Source organism: Tsukamurella ocularis, assembly GCF_965138335.1.
Classification (GTDB): Bacteria; Actinomycetota; Actinomycetes; order Mycobacteriales; family Mycobacteriaceae; genus Tsukamurella; species Tsukamurella ocularis_A.
In genome coordinates this window covers 336,952-363,454 of the sequence record NZ_CBCSDV010000001.1, presented here as the reverse complement: position 1 = coordinate 363,454, position 26,503 = coordinate 336,952, and the positions used below count along the sequence as shown (strand labels likewise).

The window sequence follows — 26,503 nt, the reverse complement described above, 5'->3', positions numbered from 1 at the left end:
GGGCGGGGGATCAGGGGGCGCAGTCAGGGCAGTAGCCCCAGAACGTGACCTCGGCCTCGTCGATGACGAAGCCGTGGTCGTCGTCGGCGGTGAGGCACGGCGCGGCACCGACGGCGCAGTCGATGTCGACGATCTTCGCGCACGACCGGCACACCAGGTGGTGGTGGTTGTCGGCGACGCGGGCCTCGTACCGCACCGCGGAGCCGGCGGGCTCGATGCGCCGGAGGAGGCCCTTCTCGGCGCACACGCGCAGCACGTCGTAGACCGTCTGCGTGGCGACGGTGCCGAGCCTGCCGCGCAGGTACTCGGCCACGTCGTCCGCCGTGGCGTGCGGGTGCCCGTCGAGATAGCCGAGTGCGGCGACGCGGGGCGCGGTGATCCGCAGCCCCACGCCCCGCAGCCGGTCCTCAGCCGTGTCCACCTCACTCATGCGAAATAGAGTACGCCCGACTTTGGAATCATTCCAGGGTCAATCGCGAGGTGTGAGCAGGCCGCCGGTCCGCCCGCGCCACTCCCGCCGCCCCACGTGCGGCACCCCGAGGAACTCATCGATCACCGGCGCCAGCACGTCGGCGCGGGTCACCAGGTCGACGTGGCCGCCCGCGTGGCGATGCAGCGTGGCCCGCGGCATCAGCTTCTCGAAGATCCGGCCGTTGATCATCGGGATGATCGGATCGTCCTCGCCGAAGACGAGCAGCGTCTTCTGCCGGATCGCGGGGAGCGCGAAGATCGACGTCCACACCGAGCCGGCGAGCAACTGATGCAGGTAGCCCATCTTCGAGCCGGCGTGCATCTGCCGGACGAAGATCTGCCCCACGTCGTTGCCGTTGTCCCGGACACCGCCGCCGTACAGCTCGCCGGCCACCTGCGCCGCGTACTCGGGGTCGCGGAACCGCCGGGGCGTCACCATCTTCCGCAGCACCCGGGGATCGCCGGGCACCATGATCGCGCCGGTGCCGGTGGAGACCAGGATCAGCCGTCGGCAGCGCATCGGGTTCTGGAACGCGAACTGCTGCGCCAGCGCCCCACCCCAGGACAGGCCCAGGATGTCGACGACGCCGATGTTCAGCTCGTCGAGCACCCGGCCCAGCACCCAGGCGAGGTACGGGAAGCCGTAGGGCAGCATCGACGTGGGTGATTCCCCGGTGCCGGGCACGTCGAACCGGACCACCGGCCGCTGCGGATCGAGCGCGTCCACGAACGGGTCCAGCACCTCGAGGCTCGCGCCGATCCCGTTGCACAGCACCAGCGGCACGCCTGTTCCGGGCCGGTACCGCACCCGGATCCGCTGGCCACCGGTGGCGATCAGCAGGTCCTCGGGCAGGTCCACGTCGACGTCCTGCGTCAGGTCGTCGCTCATCGGTAGAGCACCACCGTCTCGGCGATACAGGCCGGACGGTCGGCACCGTCGACCTCGTACGTCAGGCGGATGACGGCCTCGATCCCCGCCGGCTTCTCCTGTGCCCCGGCCAGTTCCACGGCGGCGCGCACCCGCGAGCCGACGGGGACGGGCGCCGGGAACCGCACCTTGTTGAGGCCGTAGTTGACGGCGGCCTGCACGTTCTCGACGACGAGCGCCTCCGCGATCAGGAGCGGCGCCAGCGACAGGGTCAGATAGCCGTGGGCGATGGTCCGCCCGTACGGGCCGGCGGCCGCCTTCTCCGGGTCGACGTGGATCCACTGATGGTCGCCGGTCGCGTCGGCGAAGAGGTTCACCCGCTCCTGGTCGATCGTCAACCACTCGGTGGTGCCGAGCGGCTGACCGACGAGGCCGAGCAGTTCCTTCGGGGTGGAGATCGTGGTGGTCACGGTGTCCTCACTTCTCGTGCACGTAGGTGCCGGGCGCGGGCGCGAGCGGCTCGTAGCCGGGGGCGCCGAGCTGGGCGGGCGCGTCGACCTCCGCGCCGGCGCGCTCGGTCAGCCAGGCCAGGTGGTGCGGCCACCACGAACCGGACTGCTTCTCGGCCGTCTCGAACCACTCCTCGGGGGTCTGATCGTGCTGGACCTGCGCGGCGCGGAACGAGGACTTGGGGTTGCCGGGCGGGTTGACCAGGGCGGCGATGTGGCCGGCGGTGGAGAGCACGTACGTGTTGTCCTTGCTGCCCAGCAGCGCGCCGCTGCGCTCGGTGGCCTGCCACGGGCAGATGTGATCGGAGAGGCCGCCGAGCACGTAGGCGTCGCACTCGACCTTCGACAGGTCGACGGGCGTGCCCATCATCATCTGCTCGCCCGGGGTCACCAGGGTGTTGTTCACACCCATCGTCACCATGTCCTTGTGTAGGTTCGCCGTCATCCGCGTGGTGTCGGCGTTCCAGAACAGCACGTCGAAGGGCGCCGGCGAGCGGCCCTGGATGTAGTTGTTCACCCAGTAGCGCCACACCAGGTCGGTCGGGCGCAGCCAGGCGAACATCTCGGCCATGGCGGCGCCCTCCAGGTAGCCCTTGCCGGCCGAGCTGCGGATCGCCGCGTCGGCGCCGCGCTCGCTGGCGATCGCCGAGCCCAGGCCCGCGTGGCTCTGGTCGAGCACGGTGACGCCGAAGGTGATCGAGGAGATGCGGTCACCGCGGCCCGTCGCGAACAGGTGCGCGAGCAGCATCGAGGTGATGATGCCGCCGGAGCAGGTGGCGAACAGGTTCGCCTTGTCGGCGCCCGTGATCACCTCGAGCGCGTCGAGCGCCTTGACGATGCCCGCGCCGTACTCGTCGAAGCCCCAATCACGATGCCGCGCCTGCGGATTGCGCCACGAGATCGCGAACACCTGGTGCCCGCCCTTGAGGTAGTACTCGATGAGGCTGCGCCCCGGCGCCAGGTCCATGATGTAGAACTTGTTGATCACCGGCGGGATGAGCAGCAGCGGGATCTCGTGCACCTGCTTGGTCTGCGGGGCGTAGTGGATCAGCTCGAACATCCGCGTACGCAGCACGACGGTGCCCTTGGTCGTCGCGAGCGTCTCGCCCACGACGTACGCGTCCGGGTCGATCATCGACGGGATCCGCGGAGTGCTGGACATGTCACGGGCGAAGTTCTTCACGCCGCGCACCGCGGACAGGCCGCCGGTGTCGATGAGCGCCTTCCAGCCCAGCGGGTTGAGCAGGGGGCTGTTGGTCGGCGAGAGGCCCTCGATCGCGTTGTCGAGGACGAACCGCATCTTCTCGGCGTCCTTCCAGTCGAGGTCGGCGTCCGAGTAGAGCTGTTCGGCGGTGTCGGACGCGGCGAGGTAGGCCTGCTCGACGCGGCGCAGCAACGGGTTCTGCGTCCACGCCGGATCGGAGAAGCGGAAGTCGCCCTTCTTCGGGGCGCGCTGGCTCTTGCCCGCGGCGATGAGGCCGAGCTCCTTCACCAGCCCCGCGCCGCGCTCGGCGACGGTGACGGGCTTGCCCGCCAGCGACTGCGCCATCCGCGCCCACGCGGCGTTCGGCATCATGCGGGAGGCGAAGGACTTCGTCGAATTGACGAGCAGCAGGTCGAGCGGAGCGCCCAGCTCCACATCGGGGGCCTGGTTGGAATCGGTGGTCATGGTGGTGCCTCGATCTCTCGTGCGAAGGGGAATGTCAGGCCGTGTACTCGGAAGGAACGTCGATGTCGCGCTTCTGGACCTTGCCGGTGGCGCCCTTGGGCAGCTCCGGCAGCAGCCAGACGTGGCGCGGGTACTTGTAGGCGGCCACGCGCTCCTTGATGAACTCGCGGACGGCCTCCGCGGTCAGCGTGCTGCCGGACTTGAGCGCGACGGCGGCGCCCACCTCCTCGCCGAGCTCGGGGTGCGGGATGCCGACGACCGCGGCCTCCGCGATCTCCGGGTGGCTGTAGAGCACCTCTTCGAGCTCGCGCGGGTAGACGTTGAGGCCGCCGCGGATGATCATCTCCTTCTTGCGGTCGACGATCGAGAAGTAGCCCTCCTCGTCGGCGATGCCGATGTCACCGGTGGAGAACCAGCCGTCGGCGTCGATCGCGGCGGCCGTCGCCTCGGGCAGCTGCCAGTAGCCCTTCATGATGTTGTGGCCGCGCACCTGCACCTCGCCGCGCTCGCCCTGCGGCACCTCCTTGCCGGCGTCGTCGACGACTCGCATCTCGACGCCCTCGATGGGGGTGCCGATGGAACCGGCCTTGCGCGGTTTGTCCGGATGGTTGAACGAGGCGACGGGCGAGGTCTCCGACAGGCCGTAGCCCTCCATGATGATGGCGCCGAAGGCCTTCTCGAAATCCGTGATGACCTGCAGCGGCAGCGCGGCGCCGCCGGACGCGCAGGCCCGCAGCGAGGAGACGTCGTCGCCGGGCTGCAGCGCCGCGACCATCGCCGAGTACATCGTCGGGACGCCGAGGAACACGGTCACGCGATCCCGCCCGATCACCTCGATCGCCTTGCGCGGATCGAACCGCGGGATCAGGGTCAGGGTCGAGGCGAAGCGGACGGCCGCATTGAGGCCGCAGGTGAGGCCGAAGACGTGGAACAGCGGCAGGCAGCCCATGACCACGTCCTCGTTGTGCAGGTGCAGCAGCGTGCGACCGGCGATCTCGCAGTTGCGGCCCAGACCGTCGTGCGTGAGTTCGGCTCCCTTGGGCTTGCCCGTGGTGCCGGAGGTGTGCAGGATCACCGCCGTGTCCGACGGTTCCCGGGGCTCGACCGCCGCGGTCGGCTCGTACTTCGCGAGCAGCGTGGCGAGGGCCGCGTCGTCACCGAAGTGGCAGGCCGCGCCGGCGGCCTTGGCGCCCGACTCGGCGTCCTCGGCGAAGACCGGGGTGGCGAACAGCGCCTTGGCGGAGGTGTTGGCCAGGTAGTACTCCACCTCGGCGGCCTTGAGCAGCGGGTTCATCGGCACCGCGATCGCGCCGCGGCGCATGATGCCGTAGAAGACGATGGCGAAGGCCGGGGTGTTCGGCAGCATGATGCCCACCCGGTCGCCCGGCGCGATGCCCTGCTCCGCGAGGTAGGTGGCGAACCGCGCCGTGGCGTCGTCGAACCCCGCGTACGTGAACTGGAGGTCGTCGCACTTCAGGGCGATGGTGTCCGCGTGTGAAGCCGCGGCGGCGGTGAGGTTCTCGGCGAGGTTCGTCATCGGAGTCCTTCGTGGGCGGGTGTCGGATTCGTCCTTTACAGAGTGACCCGGAACACCCTGTGGCGTCGATGGTGACGCAAACACCGTTCAGCCCGCTGGAGTGTCACCAAACACAATCACCACAGCTTGGAACTGCAGTTCGGCACCTGACATCTTTGCCATCCGCTACTCGCGGGTCGGCTCGCCGCCGGCGACCTCAGGCCGTCACATCGCGCGAGGTTCCCACCCGCAAACGGACCCGGGCGTCGACCTCGAAGGCGAGGCACAACTCGGCGACCTCGCGCGGCGACCCCACCGAGCGACCCGTCAGTTGTTCGACCCTGCGCAGGCGGTGCCGAACGGTGTTGGGGTGCACGAACAGCTCGGCGGCGGCGTCCTTGACGTTCCCGTCGTGCGCGACCCAGGCGCGGAAGGTCGCGAACAGCGGCTCGCGGTCGTCGTCGGGCAGCTCGTACAGGCCGCGCAGCACGCCCCGCGCCAGGTCGACGGTGGTCTCGGGCGCGGCGATCGCGGCGGTGCCGAGAACGGAGCCGTCGAACACCGAGACGCCGGTGCCCGGCCCGACCAACTCCCGACGGGCGAAGTTGAGCCCGTGCGGGGTGTCGCGCAGGTCGCCGAACGGCGCGCTCACGCCGACGCGGGCGACGGCGACCCGCCGCAGCAGGTCGATCACCGCGCCCCGCACCGCCGGCGTGGGGGCGTGGATGATGCCGATCTGCTGATCGGGCAGGAGCCGCCAGGCCGAATAGGCGTCGATCGCGCGCAGCCGGTCGGCGATGCCGGGCAGCGGGGACCTGCCCACGTCGACGGTCGCGGCCGCCACCGCGAGGTACGGGCCCTTCGTGGGGATGCGCAGCAGCGTCGCGATCTCCCACAGGCTCTGATCGCTCGGGATATGGCCCTGCAGAAGGTATTCCGCGAGAGCGGCCCGCTCGGCCGCGTCGTCGAGCGCCTGCTCGGTGGTGCGGTCCCGGTGCGCGCCGGCCATCGCGTCGACGAAGGCGTCCTGCGCCTCCCACATGTGCTGCGTCGCCAGGAGCAGCGCCTGCCTGCTCAGCCCGGGCCGCGCCTCGGCGATCGCATGCACCTCCTGCCAGACGCGGTGCACGCCGATCCGGTAGGCGTGCATGATCGCGGCGAGCGGCACCCCGATCTCCGCGCGCGTGCGACCCGTCACCGCGGCCGGAGCCGTGTCGAAGCGGCTGTCGGTGAGTGCTCGCACCATGTAGCTGAGGTTGTCGTGCACCGCGGTGGTCACCATCTCCTCGGAGACCGCGCCGGCGTCGGCGTAGAACGGGATCTCGCTCCGGATCGCCGCGACGACGGAGACGGTGATCTCGCCCATTCGTGCGGTCAGGGCATCGCGGATCTGCGCGATCTCGGCGTCCACGGCAGCACTCACGCCTGTCGATTGTCGTCGTTCCCACCGCCGCGCGTGCGGGTTTCGGCTGGCTAGACTCCGGCACATGGACCTCATCCGGCACCTGCGCTTCTTCGTCGCGGTCGCCGAGGAGCAGCATTTCGGGCGCGCCGCCGACCGGCTCGGCATCACCCAGCCGCCGGTCTCCGCGGGCCTGCGCCGGCTCGAGGAGGCGCTCGGCGTCACGCTCATCGACCGGAGCCGGCGCGGGGCCGACCTCACTCCCGCCGGCCGCGAGCTGCTACCGCGGGCCCGGGTCATGGTCCGCGACGCCGACCGGTTCGTGGCGGAGGCGGCACGCCTCGGCGCGGGCACCGGTGAGCGCCGGGTCGCGCTCTGCGACGCGCTCGGCTCCGCCGTGGCCGCGGCGTGCGCGGCCGCGCTCTCCCCCGGGATCGACGGTGCGCCGCTCACCCTCTCGGCGGGGGCCTCGCCGCAGCTGGCGCGTGCCGTCGCCGAGGACCTCCTGGACGTCGCGGTGGTCGAGCACCCGGTACTGGGGGACGGCGCACCGTCGGGCCCCGTGATCGCCCTGCCACGAGACTTCCTGGTGCCCGAGGGATTCCGCTCGCCGCGTCTGCGCGACCTCTCGACACTGGCGGTCGCGCTGCCGCCGCGCGCGGCGAACCCGCCCGCCGCCGACCTCCTGCTGGACCGACTCACCGCGCGGGGCATCACGTCCACCGTGCTCATCACCGAGACCGAGGCCGCCGCGCACGCCGCCGTCGCCGCGGGCCTGGCGTTCACGCCCGTCGCCGCCGGCGACGACACCCCCGCCGGGACCGCCCGCCGCCCGGCGACGGACTTTCCGCTGCGGGTCAAGGTCCTCGGCCGCCGCGACCACCCGGACGCGGCGCGGCTGGAATCGGCGCTGTGGCGGCGGGGCCGGTGACGGCGGCCGAGCGGATCGACGCGGTCTTCGCCGACGCCGGGTGCAACGGCTGGCTGCACGCCCGCGTCGTGGGCCGCCCGGCGGATCCGGTCGTCGCACTGTCCGTCGGCGGGGAGCAACCCGTCGTACCCGCGTCGGTCTACAAGGTGCTGCTCCTGGTCGCCGCGGCGCGCGCGGTCGACGCCGGCCGACTCGACCCGCGCGCGCGGGTCGTCGTCGACCCCGCGGCCTCGACGCCGGGCCCCACCGGCATCGCCGCGCTGTCCGACCCGGTCCAGATGAGCGTGCGCGACCTGGTGCGCTCGATGATCGCGGTCTCGGACAACGCGGCGGCGGGCGTACTGATGCGCCTCGTGGGCCTCGACGCGGTGCAGCGGACCGCGCGCGACCTGGGGCTGCGCGGCACCCGCATCGTCGGCGGCGACGCCGAGATCCACGCAGCGATGATGGCCGAGACCGATACGCACACCGTCGCCGAGGCCTTCGCCGCGCTCGCCGACGACGACCTCGCGCGCCCCGTGCGCGCCTACGACCCGACCTTCGGCAGCGCGACCACGGCCGCGGACATGACCGCGCTGCTCGCCGCGGTCTGGTCGGACGCCGCGGCGTCCAGCGAGCAGTGCGCCTTCGCCCGCTCGGCGCTCGCGGGGCAGGTCTTCCGGCACCGCGTCGCGTCGGGCTTCGGCTCGGCACCGTCGATCGCGGGGAAGACGGGGACCCTCGGCGCGCTCCGCAACGAGGTCGCGGTCATCGCCTACCCGGGCGAGTACCCCGTCGCGGTGGCGGTCTTCACGCACGCGGCGCGCAACGATCCGAGCCTTCCGCGGGTCGACGCCGCGATCGGAACCGTGGCAGCCATCGCGGTCGACGCGCTTCGTGTGCCCTTGGACCTGCAGTGATAGCGAACGGCTATCGTCGACGCCGATTTCGCTCTTTGGCGGGTATCACCGGCGCGGGTTGACTGGACGCATGCGCTCCGCCCTCAACAGGCCCGCTCGCCACGCCTCCGGCGCCGCCGGTCGCCGCCCCGCCCGCGGCGCCGCGGCGATCCTCGCGGTCGCCGCCCTCGCGGGGTCCCTCGTCGCCTGCTCGGAGGACGACGTGGTGACCAAGTTCGCGACCGCCCTCTCGGGCCGTGACGCCTCGCACGCCGCCAACCTCACCTCGGATCCCGAGTCGGCCACGAAGGCGCTGCAGGCCACCTTCGACGGCATGGGAGACGCGAAGCCGACCGTCACCGCCGGCAAGGACGGTGAGGACCGGACGCTCACCTGGTCGTGGGCTCTTCCCCGCAAGCACGGCGTGCGGTTCACCACCAAGGTCGCCGCCGGGGGCGGAAAAGTGACCTGGGCGCCCACCGTCGTGCACCCGGATGCGACTGCCGAGGGCGCGCGCCTGCTCTACGCCGACGAGAAGCCCTACGACACCCCGGTCGTCGACCGGAAGAACGCGCCGCTCATGACGTGGCAGACGGTCACCGTCGTGAATCTGGACCCGGCGAAGGCGACCTCCGCCGCCGACGCCCTCGCCACCCGGCTCGCCGCCGCCGACCCGACGGTGACCGCCGCCGGGCTCCGGAAGACGGTGGAGGGCAAGGACTCCCCCACGGCGGTCATCTCCCTACGCGCGGCCGACGCGAAGAAGGTCGGCGCGCTCACCGGTATCGACGGGGTGACCGTGCGCGAGGAGGGACGCCTGCTCACCGCCGCGCCCGCCTACCGCTCGCCCGTCGTCTCCGGCCTGGAGGAGCGCTGGCGACGGGACGTGGACGCCGCGGCGGGTTCGTCGGTCACCGTCGTCGACGGCGAGGGGAAGCCGCTGCGGCTCGTCGACTCCTTCCCCGCCGCCCCGGTGCGCCCCGTGCGGACCACGCTGGACGCCGGCCTGCAGCGCGCCGCGAACGCGGCCGTCTCCGGCGAGAAGCGCGCGACGATGCTCGTCGCGATCCGCCCGTCGACCGGCGGGATCCTGGCGGTGGCGCAGAACGCCGCCGCCGATCGGCAGGGCCCCGTCGCGCTGACCGGCCTCTACGCGCCCGGCTCGACGTTCAAGACCATCACCACGGCCGCCGCGCTGGACGCGAAGCTCACGACGCCCGATGCGCAGCTCGCCTGCCCCGGCCGCGCGACCTTCGGCGACCGCACGATCCCCAACGAGAACGAGTTCGCGCTCGGCACCGTGCCGCTGCACACCGCCTTCGCGAAGTCCTGCAACACGACGATGGCGGGCCTGGGCACCAAGCTCGGCGACACCGCGCTCACCGACACCGCCCGGCGTTTCGGCCTGGGCGTCGACTTCACCATCCCGGGCATCACCACGGTGACCGGCTCGGTCCCCGCCGCCCGCACCCCCGCGGAGCGCGTGGAGGAGTCCATCGGCCAGGGCCGGGTCACGGCCTCACCGTTCGGGCTCGCCGTCGTCGAGGCCTCGCTGGCCGCCCGCACGACGGCCCGGCCCGCGCTGTTCGACGGTGAGCCCGCCCCTACGAACGTCGCGCCCCAGCCGATCGATCCGGGCGTCGCCGACGCGCTCCGCACCGCGATGCGGGAGACGGTGACCTCGGGGACGGCGACGGCGCTGCGCGACATCGAGGGTCTCGGCGGCAAGACCGGCACCGCCGAGTTCGGCGACAACACCCACGCGCACGGCTGGTTCGCGGGCATCGTCGGCGACCTCGCCTTCGCGACGCTCGTCGTCTCCGGCGAGAGCTCCGGACCCGCCGTCGCCGTGAGCGGCGCCTTCCTCCGCGGCGCGGGCGGCGATCTGCCGTAGGAGGCGCCCCGAAGTCCAGTCAATAGCCGGCGCGATCGGGCACCCATTCGAGTGGCCGCCCCGCCCAGAACCGGGGACGGCTCAGTAGCCGCCGCGCTCGTTTCGCAGCGCGCTGTTGTACGCGTCGTACTCCTGACGCGCCTGCGCTCGTTCCATCACGTGGTCACGACACGTGCACAGCTCCGATTTCCGCAGAAGCATCATCACCGGCCAGGCGAATGCGAATGCGATCCGGGTGGGATTCTTGGCACCGGGGCCGAACAATGGACTGTACACGCCATGACGCCGCTGATAATAGATCTTGCCGAGAATGAAGCCGGTGATGACGTACGCAACAACTCCGACAATCAAAGGAATTTCCATTGCTCTTACCTACTTCCAGAACCCGCCGTGTTGTCCGCAGACGTAGCCGGTGTTGTTGCATCTGCTGCAGGTCAAGTTGCTGCGACCGCCACTGCATCCAGAACACTGATGGACGGTAGTGAAACACTTCTTACACTTCATATCGACCCCTTCGCTCGATCGCGCAATTTCATCGCGACGCGCCTGAATGATTTAGATCAACGCTAGCCGGCGGCACCGAATTCGATCAATCATCCAATCGGAGGACACGTCGCCCCGAAGAATCCCGCGCGGCAGTGAACGGGCCACCAGCGAGAGCAAATGAGCTCCCGCGAACGGGCCTCATACCGTCCTGCGGCGTCGCGATACGATCCCGAGTGTGTTCGTCAAGGTGTGTGGGCTCCGCACCGCGGAGACCGTGGACGCCGCGGTCGAGGCGGGTGCCGATGCCGTGGGATTCGTCTTCGCCCCCGGCAGCGTCCGGCTGATCGAGGCCGCTGACGCTGCGGCGCTGGTCGCGCGGGTGCCCGCCGGCGTCGAGACCGTCGGGGTCTTCCGCGGCCAGCCGATCGACGAGGTGCTGCGGCTGGCCCGCGAGGCCGGCGTCGGCACGATCCAGCTCCACGGCGACGAACCCGACGACCATTTCGCCCGCGCCGCCGATGCCGGCTTCCGCACCATCCGGGCGATCTCCGCCGCCCGGTTCACCGCCGCGGGTCACGCCGGCGCGCAGCGCCTGCTCATCGATGCGACGGTGCCCGGCTCGGGCACGACGTTCTCGCCTGCGGACCTGCCGGTACCGCCCACCGTCGACTGGCTGCTCGCAGGCGGCCTGCGCCCCGACAACGTGGCCGCGCTGATCGCCGCCTTCGGACCGTCGGGGGTGGACGTCTCCAGCGGCGTCGAGGCGGAGCCCGGCGTGAAGGATCCCGCCCTCATTCGCGCCTTCGTCGCCGCCACCCGGCCCTGACCTGCGGTTCCCGTTCCGGACGCGCCCCCTACGGGGAGTAGTATTCCGCCTGTGTTCCGCCCCGCCAGCCCCGAAGCCACGGTCCGTGGCGCGGCGGTGGGCGCGGTCTCCTTCGCGGCGAGCCTGACCGCGCACGCGTTCGCCATGCGCGCCGGCGGTGCCGCGATGGCGACCCACTCGATGCCCGGGCACGCGATGCCGGGGCACGCCATGCCCGGTCACGGCATGTCCGCGATGGCATCCGACGCCGTGTCCGCGATGCCCGAGCACGCCGTGGGCGGACATGCGATGCACTCGACGCCGGCCCTGACCACCCACGCGATGGACATGTCCGCAGGCGCCCCGGCACCGTCGGTCCCGATGACCGCGGTACTGCTGCTCGCCGCGGTGTGCGCCGTCCTGGGCGCGGTGGCCGCGCGGCCGCGGACCGCGGGCGCGCGAACCGTCGCCGGGCTGCTGCTCCTTGGACAGGGCGGGGGCCACCTCGCGCTCGGCCTGACGATGGGGCACCTCGCCGTGAGCCCGACCATGGCCGCCGCGCACCTCATGGCGGCGATCGTCGCGGGCACCGTCATCGCCGGGGCGGAGCACGCCCTGCGGGTCGCGCTGGCGACGCTGACGCCCCTGATCCCGACATGGCGGGAGCGCTCGCGCACCGTCGTCACCCCGGTCTGGACCTTCCGCGCCGTCCCGCTCCCCGTGCTCGCGCGAAACGGGGCGCTCCGCGCGCCGCCCGCCTGACACCCTCACCCCCTCGTCACCCGCCCGGATCGGCTTCGCCGCCCGGGCTCCCCGCGCGTACGCGCATTACCCGTGAGGTGTCCTCATGTCAGTAACCGATTCGGCGGCCGAGAACGCGCCGCCGACCGAGTCCTCCCCTCCCGCCGCCACACCCGCCCCCACGCGGACCGGGTGGCGGGCCGCGATCCTGCGGCTGCACTTCTACGCGGGCCTGCTCGTGGGACCGTTCCTGCTCATCGCGGCGATCAGCGGCGGTCTCTACGCCGCCGCGCCGACCGTCGAGAAGTTCGTCTACGCCGACCAGATCGAGGCGCGCACGGACGGCCCCGCCCGGCCCCTGGCCGAGCAGGTCGCCGCGGCGCAGGCCGCCCGGCCCGGCCTGCCGGTGGCGGCGGTGCGGACCGGCGACGGCCCCGGGCTCACCACTCGCGTGCTGTTCGACGACCCGTCGCTCGCCGCCGACGGCCGCCAGCTCGCCGTCTACGTCGACCCCGCGTCGGCGCAGGTGCAGGGCGCGCTGCCGGTGTACGGATCCGTCGAAGCGCTGCCGATCCGGTTCTGGATCGACCGGCTGCACGTCGACCTGCACCTCGGCGACGTCGGCCGGTTCTACAGCGAGCTCGCCGCGTCGTGGCTGTGGGTCGTCGCGCTCGGCGGCCTCTACCTGTGGTGGCGGCACCGTCGCGGGAACCCGCGCCGCATGCTGGCCTACGACCGCCGGGCCAAGGGCCGGGGCGGCCGGATGAGCCGGCACGCCGCCGTGGGCACGTGGCTCCTGCTCGGGCTGCTGTTCTTCTCCGCGACGGGCCTGACCTGGTCCAAGTACGCCGGCGAGAACATCGGCCAGCTGCGGGCCGAGTTGGGCTGGACGAAGCCCGCGCTGTCCACATCGCTGACGCCGGACGGCGGTCACACCGGGGGCGGCGAGCACGCCGACCACCAGATGCCCGCGGCCGCACCGGCGGTGGCACCGGAGGTCGCGGAGCAGACCCGGTCCCGGAACATCGCGGTCCTGGACCGGGCAGTCACGGAGGCCGCGGCGCGGGGCGTCGACGGTGCCGTCCAGGTCTCGATCCCGACGGACCCGAACGTCGCGATCACGGTGGCGCAGACCCGGCAGCCGTGGCGGATGGGGATCGACTCGGCCACCGTCGATCCGGCGACCGGTCAGGTGATCACGGTGCTCGCGTTCGCGTCATGGCCCCTGCTGGCGAAGGCGACGGAGCTGCTCATCAACACCCACATGGGCTGGCAGTTCGGTCTGCTCAACCAGATCGCATTGGTTGCGTTCGCAGCACTTCTCGTGACCGTGATCGTGCGCGGCTACCTGATGTGGTGGCAGCGGCGGCCGAAGCGCGGCGGGCTCCCGAAGCCGCCGGCGCGGGGCGCGATCCGGAAGGTCGAACCGTCGCACGCGATTCCGGCGATTCTGGGCATCGCGTTCCTCGGTTGGTTCCTGCCGGTCTTCGGCGTTTCGCTGCTCGCGTTCGTGGTGCTCGATCTTGCGATAGGCGTGGCTAAGAGGGGTAGGGCTAACCTAAGAAATAGCCCCTGACCTGCGCAAAGGGTCGCCTTGCCTGCGTTGCGGGAATCCTGGAACGGTTCTAGAGTCGGGTCCATGAAGCTCACGGATGCACTCGAAGAGAAGTTCAACGATCAGATCACGCTCGAGTTCGAGGCCTCGCTGGTCTACCGCCAGTTGGCCATCGAGATGGAGATCCGGGACCTGCCGGGCATCGCGGCCTGGCTGCGCCATCAGGCCGACGAGGAGATCGTCCACGCCAACAAGTGGATCGACCACCTCTCGGACCGCGACAACCACCCGAAGATCGGCGCCTCCGCCGCCCCGAAGGTGGACGTGACGACCGTCCTCGACGTCTTCAACGTCGCGCTGGAGCACGAGCGCCGCGTGTCGGACTCGATCCGCGACCTGTACCGGGCCGCGAACGACGACATCGACTCCAAGAGCCTCATCCAGTGGTTCGTCAACGAGCAGGTCGAGGAGGAGGCCACCGTCAGCGAGATCGTCGGTCGCCTCAAGCTCATCGACGGTGACGGCCCCGGCCTCCTGCGTCTCGACGAGGAGCTCGGCTCGCGGCCGACGCGCACCACCGAGGCCTGATCAAGCCACCTATTGCAGCCCGGGAAACGGGGTCCTCCACCACGGAGGGCCCCGTTTCTCGTCTCCGCCCCGCCGAACAGGGTCGACGATCCTGGCCGCGCGTGCTATTTTTTGACCATGCGGCCAGAAAAGGAACCGAGCGGCCAGAGGTCGTTCATCGAGGAGGCCCGCCGCCGCCAGATCATCGCTGCGGCGGTCGAGGTCCTCGCCGATGAGGGATACGGCCGTGCCACCCTCGCCCGCATCGCGCAGCAGGCCGGGATCTCCAAGGGCGTGATCTCGTACCACTTCGACGGCAAGGACGACCTGATGCGACAGGTCGTGATCCAGCTGTTCGTGGCCGGTGCGGAGTTCATGGGGCCCCGGCTCGCCGAGCAGCACTCCGCGACCGACGTCCTGCGCACCTACATCGCCACCAACCTCGAATACATCAAGGAGCAACGCAGATACCTGGGCGCCATGGTCGAAGTGGTCCTCAACCTGCGGAACCCGGACGGCACCCCCGCCTTCAGCCCGAGCGACGGTGAGAAGGAGATGCTCGCGCCGCTCGCCGCGATACTGCGGGACGGACAGGAATCCGGCGAGTTCTCCTCCGATTTCGAGCCCACGATCATGGCCCGCCTGATCCGCGACGCGATCGACGGCGCCGCGGGCCGGGCCGCCCGCGCATCCGCATTCGACATCGACGCCCACGCCGATCAGATGATCTGCACTTTCCTCGCAGCGGTGCAGCCCTCGCCGCACGGAACCGCACCCCTCGCACCGTCGGAGGACACCGATGACTGAGACCGCTTCCGCCCCCGTCGATCGCACCGACGCCGTCGACCCCGCGCCGATCGCCTGGGTCGCCCTCGCGCCGATCCTGCTGCTGAGCGGGATCGTCGCGACGTTCGGCGCGAGCAAGTACCACCTGTTCGGCGATGAGCTGTACTTCATCGCCGCCGGCCATCACCTGTCCGTGAGCTACGCCGACCAGGGGCCGATCCTGCCTCTGCTCGCGCTCCTCGGCGACGCCCTGCCGGGCGATTCGCTCGTGCTCTTCCGCCTGCCGTCGATCCTCATCACCCTGATGGGGATCCTGCTGTCGGCGTTGATCGCCCGCGAACTCGGCGGCGGTCGCTTCGCGCAGGCCCTCACCGCGGGCGCCTACGCGACGTCCACCTTCCTGCTGCTGCAGTCCTCACTGCTCGCCACCAATGCGATCGACACGCCGCTGTGGGTGGCGATCACGTGGCTGGTGGTGCGCTGGGTGCGCACCCGCCAGGACTGGCTGTTGTTCGCGGCGGGGGTCGTGACCGCGATCGACATGCAGGTCAAATGGCTGATCCCCGTGTTCTGGGTGTGTGCGATCGTGGCCTCGCTGATCTGGGGGCCACGGGATCTCGTGCGCCGGCCGGCGCTGTGGCTCGGCGGGGCGTTCACCGTGGTCACGATGATCCCCGCCCTGCTCTGGCAGGCGCAGCGCGGCTGGCCGTACCTCCAGCTCACCGATCAGGTCGCCGAGGAGAGCCAGTACGCGGGCGGGCGGATCGGCTTCATCCCGATCATGCTCCTCACCGCCGGCGTGCTCGGCAGCCTCCTCCTGCTCTACGGCCTGTACGCGCTGATGCGCTCGGACCGGCTCCGCCCGTTCCGGTTCCTCGCGCCCGCCTTCGTCCTGCTGGTGATCGTCTTCATCATCACCGCCGGGCGGCCGTACTACCCCGGTGGCATGCTGCCGGTGATCATCGCGGCCGGCGCCGTCGCCTTCGAGGCGCTCCCCAGGCCCACGCTGCGCCTGGCGGTGACCGCGCCGCTGTCGATCCTCGCGGCCGCCTCGATCGTCGTCAGCCTGCCGTTCACCCCCGAATCCGAGATCGAGGAGCCGAAGTCGGTGATGGAGGCGGGCATGCAGATCTCCGTCTACGGCCAGTTCGGGTGGCCCGAGCTGACCCGTGCGGTCGAGCAGTCGATCGCGGAACTGCCGGAAGGCGAACGGCCGCAGGCGATCGTCGCCAGCTCCTACTGGCAGGCCTCCGCCCTGCAGTACTACGGGCACGGCCTGCCCCCGGTGTTCAGCCCGAGTCGCGGCTACGGCTTCTTCGGCGAGCCCGACGATGCGGCGACGACGGTGCTGCGCGTCATCAGCTCCGACGCCGAGCTGCAGGACGACATGTGCGACCGGGCGCGCACGCTGCGGCGGTTCGACCACCGGATCGGCTTCCCGACCGCGTCGACCGGCGTCGACATCCGGCTCTGCCACCCGCGCGCGCCGTGGTCGACGTTGTGGCCGGAGCTGCGGCGCATGTGAGATCACGGGCGGGCCGGCCCCACGTCGGCCCGCCCGGCACCGTCAGACGAGCTGGTCCAGCGCGATCTCGAACGCGGTGGCGGCCAGTAGCGTCGAGCTCGCGGACCGCTCCCGGCAACGCTCGAGAGCGGTGCCGATCGTGCGCGAGACGTCGCTGAAGATCGCCTCGTCGGAGACCTCGACCTCGCCCTCCATGAGCATCGCGAAGGCACGGGCCATGCCGCAGTTGGCGATGAAGTCCGGGATCACCGCGACCTGCCGGTCCGCGTGCTCGTACACCGGCCCGTAGAAGATCTCGGGGTCGGCGAAGGGCACGTTGGCGCCCGAGGCGACCACCTGCAGGCCGGCCCCGATCATCGCGTCCACCTGGTCGCGGGTCACGAGACGCGAAGCGGCGCAGGGGAGGAAGACCTCGGCGCCGATCGACCAGATCTGCTCGGCGGCCTCCCCGACGGGGAGCAGGTCGTCCGCGATCAACTGGTTGCCGCGCTTCGCGAGGAACAGGTCCGTCACCTCGTCGGCGCTGATCCCCTCGCGCCGGACGAGGCCACCGTCGCGATCCAGGATCCCGACGACGCGCGCACCCGCCTGCGCGGCGTAGAGGGCCGCGGCCGCGCCGACGTTGCCCCACCCCTGCACGATCACCCGCTTGCCCGCGAGCGAGCCGCCGTAGACCCGGTAGTAGTGCCGCACCGATTCGGCGACGCCCCAGCCCGTGATGAGATCGGAGACGCTGTAGCGACTGCCGTGGTCCGGCGTGAACCGCGGGTCCTCGACGATCTTCGCCACGCCCAGCCGCAACTGGCCGACCCGCTGCACGCGGTCGCGGCCGTCCGCGGCGAAGTGCCCGTTCACCACGCCCTCCTGCGGATGCCACAGCCCGTGGCTCTCGGTGATCGGGACGACCTCCGACTTCTCGTCGACGTTGAGGTCCCCGCCGGTGCCGTAGTACGTCTTGAGCAGCGGTGCGACCGCCTTGAACCAGCGCCGCAGCACCTCGTCCTTGCGCGGGTCCGTCGGGTCGAAGTCGATGCCCGACTTGGCGCCCCCGATCGCCGGCCCGGCGACGGTGAACTTGATCTCCATGGTCTTCGCGAGCGACTCCACCTCGCGGCGGTCCAGGCCCTGCCGCATCCGGGTGCCACCGCCGGCCGCGCCGCCGCGCAGGGAGTTGATCACGGTCCAGCCTCGGGCGGAGGTCTCGGGGTCGTGCCATTCGAAGACCACCTCGGGCGCCTTGGCTTCGAACCGGGTGAGCAGCTGCTTCATGTCGCTCCTGGGGACTGCGGAATGCCGATGTGAACGACATCACTGTGAGACCCCCGGTGGCGCGACGGCAACGATCCGCCGGATGATCGGGCAGAGTGCCCACCGGATGTACAGCCTCGGTACACAGAACTGTGCAATCTGCTCAGCCGCGGTACCGCGGTGCGCGGGGCACCGGCCGCGCGTCCAGCGTCCGCAGCAGCGGCATCGCCCGGAAGGGCACGATCTCCGACAGCACGACGATGCTGATCGATCGCGCGACCAGCGGGGACCGCCCGATCCGGAGCAGCGTCTCCTGCAGGCCCTGATGCGATGCCGCGGCCACCCGGCACAGCACGTCGCTGCCGCCGGTGGTCGCGAAGGCCTCCAGGACGTTCGGGATGGCGGCCAGTTCGTCGGCCACGGCGCTCAGTTCGCCCTGCGCGGTCTCGAGCTGGACGAAGCACTGCACGCCGAAACCGGCGGCCGCGACGTCGAGGTGCGGCTGGTACCCCGCGATGACACCGGCCTCCTCCAGCTTCTTCAGCCGCGCCTGCACCGTCGCGCGGGCCACCCCGACGCGCCGCGACGTCTCGAGCGCCCCGATCTGCGGGTCACGATGCAGTGAGTCGAGGAGCGCGAAGTCGACGTCGTCCAGTTTCACGGGTTCCAGCATGGCGGGTTCTTTCTAGTCGATCTGACTACATGATGTACCGAATCAGCGGCGATCGGCGGCAGTTTGGGCAGAGAGAGCTGTCGATGTTGTCATCGGGGAGACGCGGGTCGATGGTGGTGACACACGTTACATCCGGCCCGGAAGGTGAGACGACCATGACGACGAGGACCGCACCCGAGCAGACCTCCCTCGAGCAGACCCTGACCGACGAGGAGAAGCTCGCCGGGCTCGGCGCCGAGCAGCTCCAGCAACTCGTCGGGCTCGTCTCCTACGACGCCACGCGCGACGCCTTCCCGGTCAACGGCTGGGACGCGATCGTCTTCGTCGTGGGCAACGCCACCCAGACCGCGCACTACTACCAGTCCGTCTGGGGCATGGAGCTCGTCGCGTACCGCGGCCCGGAGCAGGGCGCGCGCGACCACAAGGCCTACGTGCTGCGTTCCGGATCCATCCGCTTCGTCGTCCAGGGCGCCGTCAGCCCGGACAGCCCCCTCGTCCAGCACCACGCCCGGCACGGCGACGGCGTCGTCGACATCGCGCTCGAGGTCCCCGACGTCGATCGGTGCATCGCGCACGCCCGCGCATCCGGAGCGACGGTGCTCGAGGAGCCCCACGACGTGACCGACGATCACGGCACCGTGCGGATCGGCGCCATCGCGACCTACGGCGAGACGCGACACACGCTGGTGCAGCGGGTGGTCGACGGGGCCCGGTACGACGGGCCGTACCTTCCCGGTTTCGTGCCCGCCACCAGCACCTTCCGCAAGCGCGACGGCGCGCCCCGGCGCATCTTCCAGGCACTCGACCACATCGTCGGCAACGTCGAACTCGGCCGGATGGACGAGTGGGTCGGCTTCTACAACCGGGTCATGGGCTTCACCAACATGGCCGAGTTCATCGGCGACGACATCGCCACCGACTACTCGGCCCTCATGTCCAAAGTGGTCGCGAACGGCAACCACCGGGTGAAGTTCCCGCTCAACGAGCCGGCGATCGCCGCGAAGCGCTCGCAGATCGACGAGTACCTCGAGTTCTACGGCGGCCCGGGCGCGCAGCATCTCGCCGTCGCCACGAACGACATCCTCGCTGCGGTGGACGCGCTGCGGGCCGAGGGCGTGGAGTTCCTGAACACCCCGGACGCCTACTACGACGATCCGGAGCTGCGGGCGCGGATCGGGCAGGTCCGGGTCCCCGTCGACGAGCTGCGCTCGCGCGGCATCCTGGTCGACCGCGACGAGGACGGCTACCTGCTGCAGATCTTCACCAAGCCGCTGGGCGACCGGCCCACCGTGTTCTTCGAGATCATCGAGCGCCACGGCTCGCTCGGCTTCGGCAAGGGGAACTTCAAGGCCCTGTTCGAGGCCATCGAGCGCGAGCAGGACCGGCGCGGCAATCTCTGACACCGTTCCGGATACAGGAGGACTCCCATGGCCTACTACCGCAGCATCGGAACGATTCCGCCCAAGCGCCACACGCAGTTCCGGCGCGAGGACGGCGAACTGTACTACGAGGAGCTCGTCGGCGAGGAGGGCTTCTCGTCCGACTCCTCACTGCTCTATCACCGCGGCGTCCCCTCGGCGATCATCTCCGCCGAGGTATGGGAGCCCGGCGACCTGAGCCTGTCGCCGAACGCCCCCTTGCTGCCCCGGCATCTGCGCCTGCACGACCTCTTCGACGGCGACGCCCCTGCCGCGGACCCGGTCACCGGGCGACGCCTGGTGCTGGGCAACGCGGACGTGCGGATCTCCTATGTGGTGGCCGCGAATCCGTCGCCGCTGTACCGCAACGCGATCGGCGACGAATGCGTGTTCGTCGAGGAGGGTTCCGGCATCGTCGAGACCGTGTTCGGTGAGCTCGAGTTCCGTGCCGGCGACTACGTCCTGCTGCCTCGCTCGACCACCCACCGCTGGGTACCCACTGCGGGAACGACGCTGCGCGCCTACGTGATCGAGGCGTGCGGCGGGGGCGGCGGGCACATCGCGCCGCCGAAACGCTACCTCTCGCGGTACGGGCAGCTGCTCGAGCACGCGCCGTACTGCGAGCGGGACCTGCACGGCCCGTCGGCCCCCCTGCTGCGCGAGGGCACCGACGTCGAGGTGCTGGTCAAGCACCGCGGGCCCGGCGGCGCGACCGGCACCCGGTACGTGCTGCCGACGCACCCGTTCGACGTGGTGGGGTGGGACGGCTGCCTGTACCCGTACACCTTCAACGTCGCCGACTTCGAACCGATCACGGGCCGGGTGCACCAACCGCCGCCGGTGCACCAGGTCTTCGAGGGCTCGGGCTTCGTGGTCTGCACCTTCGTGCCGCGCAAGGTCGACTACCACCCCCTGTCCATCCCGGTGCCCTACTACCACTCGAACGTGGACTCCGACGAGGTGATGTTCTACGTCGCCGGCGACTACGAGGCACGCAAGGGCACCGGCATCGGCCCGGGTTCGGTCTCGCTGCACCCGGGTGGACACGCGCACGGCCCGCAGCCGGGCGCGATGGAGGGCAGCATCGGTCTGGAGCGGTTCGACGAGCTCGCGGTCATGGTCGACACCTTCGCTCCCCTCCAGCTGGGCGAGGGCGCGCGGGCCGTGGACGACGGTGCGTACTACCGCAGTTGGTCGCGGTGAGCGCGCTGCTCGCCGCGCTCGTGGACGACGCCGGCCTCTTCCCGCCGACGGCGCTGTCGATGGGCGAGGCGCTGGCGCGGCACCGTCGTGACCTGGCCGGTGACGACCCGATGCTCACGCACCGGTTCCTCTGCCCCGTCGAGCGGATCGACGAGCTAAGGGCCGGACTCGCCCCGGACGACCGCATCGCGCTCGGCCTCATCGCCTCCGCGGCCACGCCCGACGGTGCGCTCGCGGCCGCGGCGGCCACCGTCGAGGCCGACCCCCGTTCCCGGCTCGCCCTGCTGGAGATCGCCTGCGATCCCGCCGATCTGGGCGCGACGATCCCGGCCCTGACCGCTCTCGGCAGGCCGGTCTTCGTCGAGGCACCCGACCGCGCGGCCACGCCCCGCCTCGCCGCGGCGCTCGCCGGGCACGGGGCGGGGCTGAAGATCCGGTGCGGCGGAATCCGGGCCGACCTGTTCCCGCGTCCCGACGAGGTCGCGGATGCGCTCGTCGCGGCCGCCGCCGCGGGCGTCCGCGTCAAGGCGACGGCCGGGCTGCATCACGCGGTGCGGCACCGGGATCCGGCGACCGGCTTCCTCCACCACGGCTTCCTCAACCTGGTGCTGGCCGCCGCGCGGGCCGCGGTCGGCGCGGACCCCGATACCGTCGCCGACGCGGTGGCGAGCACCGACGGCCCGGCGCTCACCGCCGAGGCCCTGCGCCTCCCGCCCGACGGGGCCGCGGCGGCCCGCCGGCTGCTGCACGCCTACGGCTCCTGCAGCACCACGACCCCACCCGCCGAGGCCGCCGCCGCGGGCCTCGCCCCCGAACCCGTGACCGAAGGACAGCGATCGTGACCACCACCTGGGCGCCCGTGCCCGCCGGCTCCGGCTTCGGCGTCGAGAACCTGCCGTACGGCGTCTTCCGTCCCACCACCGGCGCACCCCGCGTGGGCGTGCGCATCGGCGACCACGTGCTCGATCTCGCCGCGGCGCTGGGCGATCCGGTCTTCGCGGCACCGTCGCTCAACGGCTTCCTCGCCCGAGGCCGCGCGGACTGGCGGCGCGTCCGCGCCGAGATCGTCGCGCTGCTCACCGATCCCGCACGCGCGGCCGAGGGCACCGCCGCCCTGTACCCCGTCGCGGAGGTGACGCTGCTGCTGCCCTTCGAGGTCGCCGACTACGTGGACTTCTACGCCAGCGAGCACCACGCCACCAACCTGGGCCGCCTGTTCCGCCCGGACTCCGCTGCGCTGCTGCCGAACTGGAAGCACCTGCCCGTCGGCTACCACGGCCGCGCGGGCACCGTCGTTCCCTCCGGGACGCCCGTCGTGCGGCCCGCCGGGCAGCGGAAGGCACCGTCGGACGAGGCCCCCGTGTTCGGGCCGTCCGTGCGCCTGGACATCGAGGCGGAGCTCGGCTTCGTCGTCGGCGCGGGCAGCGACGCCGGGACGCCCGTACCCACCGGCGATTTCGCCGAGCACGTCTTCGGCGTCTGCATCGTCAACGACTGGTCCGCCCGCGACATCCAGGCCTGGGAGTACGTGCCGCTCGGCCCCTTCCTCGGCAAGAGCTTCGCGACCTCGATCTCGCCGTGGATCACCCCGCTGGAGGCGCTGGAGGCCGCGCGCGTCGCGACGCCCGCACAGGATCCCGAGCCGCTCCCCCACCTGCGCGACGCCGAGGACTGGGGCCTGGACATCGAGCTCGCGGTCGAGCTCAACGGCGAGACGGTCTCCCGCCCGCCCTACGCGCCGATGTACTGGTCCCCCGCGCAGATGCTCGCGCACATGACCTCGAACGGCGCGCGGCTGCGCACCGGCGACCTGTTCGCGTCCGGCACCATCTCCGGCCCCGAGCGCGACCAGCGCGGCTCGTTCATCGAGCTCACGTGGAACGGCGCGGAGCCGCTGCGTCTCGCCGACGGTACCGAGCGCACCTTCCTCGCGGACGGCGACGCCGTCACCATCCGCGCGAGTGCCCCGGCCCCGGGGGGCGGCCGCATCGATCTCGGCGAGGTGACGGGGCGGATCGCCCCAGCACCCGCCTGACCCGGGGGAACGACGAACGGCCCACGGAGTCCTCTTCCGTGGGCCGTTCGATCCGTTCGATCCAGCAGCGTCAGACGAGCAGCTCCGCGATCTGGACAGTGTTCAGCGCGGCGCCCTTGCGCAGGTTGTCGCCGCTGATGAACAGCGCGAGGCCGCGGCCCTCGGGCACGCCCGGGTCCTGGCGGATGCGGCCGACCAGCGAATCGTCGGCGCCCGCGGCGGCCAGCGGCGTCGGCACGTCGACCAGCTTCACGCCCGGAGCGTCCGCCAGCAGCTCCTGGGCCCGTGCCACCGACAACGGCGCGGAGAACTCGGCGTTGATCGACAGCGAGTGACCGGTGAGGACGGGCACGCGCACGCACGTGCCGGACACCAGCAGGTCGGGCAGGCCGAGGATCTTGCGCGACTCGTTGCGCAGCTTCTGGTCCTCGTCGGTCTCACCGGAGCCGTCGTCGACGATCGCACCGGCCAACGGCAGCACGTTGAACGCGATGGGCGCGACGTACTTGTTCGGCGCGGGGAAGTCCACCGCCGAGCCGTCGTGCACGAGCTTCTCGGCCTCCGGCTCCACGGCACGGACCTGGGAGACGAGCTCCTCGACGCCGGCCAGGCCGGAGCCGGAGACGGCCTGGTACGACGAGACGATGAGCCGCTGCAGGCCCGCCTCGTCGTGCAGCACCTTGAGCACCGGCATCGCGGCCATGGTGGTGCAGTTCGGGTTGGCGATGATGCCCTTCTTCAGGTCGTGGACCTGCTCCGGGTTCACCTCCGAGACCACCAGCGGCACGTCCGGGTCCTTGCGGAAGGCGCTCGAGTTGTCGATCACGGTGACACCGGCGGCCGCGAAGCGCGGCGCCTGCACCCGCGACATCGTCGCGCCCGCGCTGAACAGCGCGATGTCGAGCCCCGTCGGGTCGGCGGTCTCGGCGTCCTCGACGACGATCTCGCGGTCCCCGAAGGGCAGCTTCTTGCCCGCGGACCGCGAGGACGCGAAGAACCGCACCTCGTCGGCCGGGAAGTTCCGGTCCAGCAGCAGCTGTCGCATGACGGCGCCCACCTGTCCGGTGGCGCCNACGACTCCGACGCGTACGCCCATGACTATCGCCCCGTTCCGGCGTAGACGGTGGCCTCTTCGTCCGAGCCGAGGTCGAAGGCGTCGTGCAGCACCTTGACGGCCTCGTCGAGCTCGGTGTCGCGGATGAGGACCGAGATGCGGATCTCCGAGGTGGAGATGAGCTCGATGTTGATGCCGGCCTTCGACAGCGCCTCGCAGAAGGTCGCCGTGACGCCGGGGTGGCTCTTCATGCCGGCGCCCACGAGGGAGACCTTGCCGACGTGGTCGTCGTAGACCACCGAGTCGAAGCCGATCTCCCTGCGCAGTGCCTCGAGCTTCTCGACGCCGAGCGGGCCGAGCTCGCGCGGCAGCGTGAAGGTGATGTCGGTGCGCCCCGTGTCCACCTTGGACACGTTCTGCAGCACCATGTCGATGTTGATCTCGGCGTCGGCGATCGCGCGGAAGACGCGGGCGGCGTAGCCCGGCTTGTCCTCGAGGCCGACGACGGTGATCTTCGCCTCGCTGCGGTCGTGGGCGACGCCGGTGAGAATTGCCTCTTCCACGGGGATGTCCTCCATAGATCCGTTGACGATGGTGCCGGGCTTGGTCGAGTACGACGAACGCACGTGGACCGGGACGTTGTAGCGGCGCGCGTACTCCACGCACCGGAGCATGAGCACCTTCGCGCCGCACGCCGCCATCTCGAGCATCTCCTCGAAGGAGACGGTCTTGAGGTGCTTGGCGTTGGGCACGATGCGCGGGTCCGCGGTGTAGATGCCGTCGACGTCGGTGTAGATCTCGCAGACGTCGGCGTTCAGCGCCGCGGCGAGCGCGACGGCGGTCGTGTCGGAGCCGCCGCGGCCCAGCGTGGTGACGTCCTTGGTGTCCTGCGAGACGCCCTGGAAGCCGGCGACGAGGACGATCTTGCCGTCGTCGATCGCGGCCTGGACGCGCCCGGGCGTGACGTCGATGATCTTCGCCGAGCCGTGCCGGTTGGTGGTGATGACGCCGGCCTGCGAGCCCGTGAAGGACTGCGCCTCGGCGCCGAGCGAGTGGATGGCCATCGCGACGAGCGCGTTGGAGATCCGCTCGCCGGAGGTGAGCAGCATGTCCATCTCGCGGGCGGGCGGCGCGGGGCACACCTGATTGGCGAGATCGAGCAGCTCATCGGTGGTATCGCCCATCGCGGACACGACGACGACGACGTCGTTGCCCGCGCGCTTGGTCTCCACGATCCGTTCGGCCACGCGCCGGATGCGCTCGGCGGAGGAGACGGAGCTGCCTCCGTACTTCTGGACGACGAGTGCCACGTGGAACCTCTCCGTTGCGGTCTTCGATGTGCGCCTCGATCCTACCGACCTGGGTTCTTGGGTCCGGAGGGCACCGGTTCCAAGCGGTGCGCAACCCGCCGTTCAGCGACATCACCGATAATCGGTGCGAACGCGAACACAGGAGATCCCCATGAATCCCTACGGCGGCCAGAACCCCGGCCACGACGCCGGCGGACGCCCGACCGGGCAACCGGGCGGACAGCCCGCTGCCCGGCCCGGACAGTGGCAGGGGGGCTACCCGCAGGGCGGCTACCCCGGCACTCCCCCGCAGGGCGGCTACCCGCAGGCCGGGCGCCCCCTCGGTCCGCAGGGGACGCAGCGCTTCGACCAGCAGGGACAGCCCCAGGGCGGCTACCCCGCCGGGCCTCCGCCGTACGGGAACGGACCCGTCGGCGGCGGGGGCAACGGCGGCGGTGGCAACAAGGGCCTGATCATCGCGCTGGTGGCGATCGTCGCAGTGGTCCTGGTCGCCGGGGCGGTCGCGCTGGGCGTGAGCCTGCGCAGCGACGATTCCACGACGGCGTCGCCGGTCACCTTCTCCGCGGGCGCCACCACGACGACGGCGGGCGCCCCGACGACCGGCACCGTCGCGCCGCCCAGCGAACCGGCCACCCAGTCCGACGGCTTCCTCACCACCGCACCGAAGACCACCACGGGCGCGGGCACCGGTCAGACGGTCCGGCTGAAGCTCTCCGCGACCGGCACCGGCGCGGGCGCGGTCCTCGTGGTCGGGGTGCGAGGCACCACCGTCCCGAAGGCGTCGAGCCTGCCCTGGGAGTGGCAGGGCACGGCGACCATCGGCGACACGATGTCGCTCATCGTGACCGGCACCGGACCCGTGACCTGCACCATCGTGGTCAACGAGCAGGAATTCACGCAGTCCGGCACGAACGCGGTCAACTGCACGATCACCCGGGTCGCCGCGCCGTGACGGCGGT

Annotated in this window: 24 protein-coding genes and 1 pseudogene; 14 read left to right on the top strand and 11 right to left on the bottom strand. The window is 71.3% G+C overall.

Going from position 1 to position 26,503, the window contains the following annotated elements:
* Window positions 1-10: 10 nt before the first annotated feature.
* From ACNAYW_RS01905 to ACNAYW_RS01880, 6 genes are all read right to left on the bottom strand, one after another.
* Window positions 11-430, bottom strand: a complete 420-nt coding sequence (locus ACNAYW_RS01905; protein WP_126195974.1) for a Fur family transcriptional regulator — start codon at window positions 428-430, stop codon at window positions 11-13.
* A gap of 39 nt (window positions 431-469) precedes the next feature.
* Complete coding sequence (phaZ, locus tag ACNAYW_RS01900; RefSeq protein ID WP_415848062.1) at window positions 470-1,360, bottom strand: poly(3-hydroxyalkanoate) depolymerase; 891 nt, start codon at window positions 1,358-1,360, stop codon at window positions 470-472.
* Entirely contained in the window at window positions 1,357-1,809 is a 453-nt protein-coding gene (locus ACNAYW_RS01895) for a MaoC family dehydratase (protein ID WP_415848061.1), read from the bottom strand. Before ACNAYW_RS01895 ends, phaZ begins: the two co-directional genes overlap by 4 nt.
* Window positions 1,810-1,816: 7 nt before the next feature.
* The gene (locus ACNAYW_RS01890) at window positions 1,817-3,517 is read right to left on the bottom strand and encodes a PHA/PHB synthase family protein (protein WP_415848060.1); all 1,701 of its coding nucleotides are present in this window, start codon (window positions 3,515-3,517) and stop codon (window positions 1,817-1,819) included.
* Between the two features lie 34 nt (window positions 3,518-3,551).
* Window positions 3,552-5,054 (bottom strand): long-chain-fatty-acid--CoA ligase, encoded by a 1,503-nt coding sequence (locus ACNAYW_RS01885; protein ID WP_415848059.1) that lies wholly within the window; start codon window positions 5,052-5,054, stop codon window positions 3,552-3,554.
* Between the two features lie 196 nt (window positions 5,055-5,250).
* Entirely contained in the window at window positions 5,251-6,456 is a 1,206-nt protein-coding gene (locus tag ACNAYW_RS01880; RefSeq protein ID WP_415848058.1) for a PucR family transcriptional regulator, read from the bottom strand.
* Between the two features lie 64 nt (window positions 6,457-6,520).
* Here ACNAYW_RS01880 and ACNAYW_RS01875 point away from each other — a divergent pair, with 64 nt between their 5' ends.
* From ACNAYW_RS01875 to ACNAYW_RS01865, 3 genes are all read left to right on the top strand, one after another.
* A complete protein-coding gene (locus ACNAYW_RS01875) occupies window positions 6,521-7,366 on the top strand; it encodes a LysR family transcriptional regulator (RefSeq protein WP_415848057.1) in 846 nt (281 codons plus the stop codon).
* On the top strand, window positions 7,348-8,265 hold the full coding sequence (locus ACNAYW_RS01870) for a serine hydrolase (protein WP_415848056.1): 918 nt from the start codon (window positions 7,348-7,350) through the stop codon (window positions 8,263-8,265). The genes ACNAYW_RS01875 and ACNAYW_RS01870 overlap by 19 nt, the downstream gene beginning before the upstream one ends.
* A gap of 70 nt (window positions 8,266-8,335) precedes the next feature.
* A complete protein-coding gene (locus ACNAYW_RS01865) occupies window positions 8,336-10,138 on the top strand; it encodes a penicillin-binding transpeptidase domain-containing protein (protein WP_415848055.1) in 1,803 nt (600 codons plus the stop codon).
* Between the two features lie 81 nt (window positions 10,139-10,219).
* Here ACNAYW_RS01865 and ACNAYW_RS01860 read toward each other — a convergent pair whose 3' ends face one another.
* Complete coding sequence (locus tag ACNAYW_RS01860; protein ID WP_415848054.1) at window positions 10,220-10,501, bottom strand: hypothetical protein; 282 nt, start codon at window positions 10,499-10,501, stop codon at window positions 10,220-10,222.
* 358 nt (window positions 10,502-10,859) lie between these two features.
* On the opposite strand from ACNAYW_RS01860, the gene ACNAYW_RS01855 reads away from it, so the two are divergent.
* From ACNAYW_RS01855 to ACNAYW_RS01830, 6 genes are all read left to right on the top strand, one after another.
* Complete coding sequence (locus ACNAYW_RS01855; protein ID WP_415848053.1) at window positions 10,860-11,450, top strand: phosphoribosylanthranilate isomerase; 591 nt, start codon at window positions 10,860-10,862, stop codon at window positions 11,448-11,450.
* A 51-nt stretch (window positions 11,451-11,501) separates the two neighbouring features.
* Window positions 11,502-12,191, top strand: coding sequence for a hypothetical protein (locus tag ACNAYW_RS01850; RefSeq protein WP_415848052.1), 690 nt, complete (start codon window positions 11,502-11,504; stop codon window positions 12,189-12,191).
* Window positions 12,192-12,276: 85 nt separating this feature from the next.
* Window positions 12,277-13,746, top strand: coding sequence for a PepSY-associated TM helix domain-containing protein (locus ACNAYW_RS01845; RefSeq protein WP_415848051.1), 1,470 nt, complete (start codon window positions 12,277-12,279; stop codon window positions 13,744-13,746).
* Window positions 13,747-13,809: 63 nt separating this feature from the next.
* The gene (locus ACNAYW_RS01840; RefSeq protein WP_415848050.1) at window positions 13,810-14,313 is read left to right on the top strand and encodes a ferritin; all 504 of its coding nucleotides are present in this window, start codon (window positions 13,810-13,812) and stop codon (window positions 14,311-14,313) included.
* Window positions 14,314-14,430: 117 nt separating this feature from the next.
* On the top strand, window positions 14,431-15,099 hold the full coding sequence (locus ACNAYW_RS01835; protein WP_415848049.1) for a TetR/AcrR family transcriptional regulator: 669 nt from the start codon (window positions 14,431-14,433) through the stop codon (window positions 15,097-15,099).
* Entirely contained in the window at window positions 15,092-16,603 is a 1,512-nt protein-coding gene (locus tag ACNAYW_RS01830) for an ArnT family glycosyltransferase (RefSeq protein ID WP_415848048.1), read from the top strand. The genes ACNAYW_RS01835 and ACNAYW_RS01830 overlap by 8 nt, the downstream gene beginning before the upstream one ends.
* A 42-nt stretch (window positions 16,604-16,645) precedes the next feature.
* Here ACNAYW_RS01830 and ACNAYW_RS01825 read toward each other — a convergent pair whose 3' ends face one another.
* Window positions 16,646-17,872 carry a Glu/Leu/Phe/Val dehydrogenase dimerization domain-containing protein gene (locus ACNAYW_RS01825; protein WP_415848047.1) on the bottom strand — a complete coding sequence of 409 codons (1,227 nt, stop codon included), beginning with the start codon at window positions 17,870-17,872 and terminating at the stop codon, window positions 16,646-16,648.
* A 142-nt stretch (window positions 17,873-18,014) separates the two neighbouring features.
* Window positions 18,015-18,524: an Lrp/AsnC family transcriptional regulator gene (locus ACNAYW_RS01820; RefSeq protein ID WP_415848046.1), complete on the bottom strand. Its 510-nt coding sequence runs from the start codon at window positions 18,522-18,524 to the stop codon at window positions 18,015-18,017.
* A gap of 155 nt (window positions 18,525-18,679) precedes the next feature.
* Between ACNAYW_RS01820 and hppD the strand changes: the two genes are divergently transcribed.
* The 4 genes from hppD to fahA are packed head-to-tail and all read left to right on the top strand — an operon-like array spanning window position 18,680 to window position 23,180.
* Entirely contained in the window at window positions 18,680-19,924 is a 1,245-nt protein-coding gene (hppD, locus tag ACNAYW_RS01815; protein ID WP_415848045.1) for a 4-hydroxyphenylpyruvate dioxygenase, read from the top strand.
* Window positions 19,925-19,951: 27 nt separating this feature from the next.
* Window positions 19,952-21,145 carry a homogentisate 1,2-dioxygenase gene (locus ACNAYW_RS01810; RefSeq protein WP_415848044.1) on the top strand — a complete coding sequence of 398 codons (1,194 nt, stop codon included), beginning with the start codon at window positions 19,952-19,954 and terminating at the stop codon, window positions 21,143-21,145.
* Window positions 21,142-21,987 carry a hypothetical protein gene (locus ACNAYW_RS01805; RefSeq protein WP_415848043.1) on the top strand — a complete coding sequence of 282 codons (846 nt, stop codon included), beginning with the start codon at window positions 21,142-21,144 and terminating at the stop codon, window positions 21,985-21,987. Before ACNAYW_RS01810 ends, ACNAYW_RS01805 begins: the two co-directional genes overlap by 4 nt.
* Window positions 21,984-23,180: a fumarylacetoacetase gene (gene fahA, locus ACNAYW_RS01800; protein ID WP_415848042.1), complete on the top strand. Its 1,197-nt coding sequence runs from the start codon at window positions 21,984-21,986 to the stop codon at window positions 23,178-23,180. Before ACNAYW_RS01805 ends, fahA begins: the two co-directional genes overlap by 4 nt.
* A gap of 70 nt (window positions 23,181-23,250) precedes the next feature.
* Here fahA and ACNAYW_RS01795 read toward each other — a convergent pair.
* Together ACNAYW_RS01795 and ACNAYW_RS01790 are read right to left on the bottom strand one after the other, a co-directional pair.
* Window positions 23,251-24,252 (bottom strand): annotated as a pseudogene (locus ACNAYW_RS01795) (aspartate-semialdehyde dehydrogenase); the annotation flags it as partial.
* A gap of 26 nt (window positions 24,253-24,278) precedes the next feature.
* Entirely contained in the window at window positions 24,279-25,544 is a 1,266-nt protein-coding gene (locus tag ACNAYW_RS01790; protein ID WP_415848041.1) for an aspartate kinase, read from the bottom strand.
* Window positions 25,545-25,695: 151 nt separating this feature from the next.
* Between ACNAYW_RS01790 and ACNAYW_RS01785 the strand changes: the two genes are divergently transcribed.
* Window positions 25,696-26,496: a hypothetical protein gene (locus ACNAYW_RS01785; protein WP_415848040.1), complete on the top strand. Its 801-nt coding sequence runs from the start codon at window positions 25,696-25,698 to the stop codon at window positions 26,494-26,496.
* Window positions 26,497-26,503 lie beyond the last annotated feature (7 nt).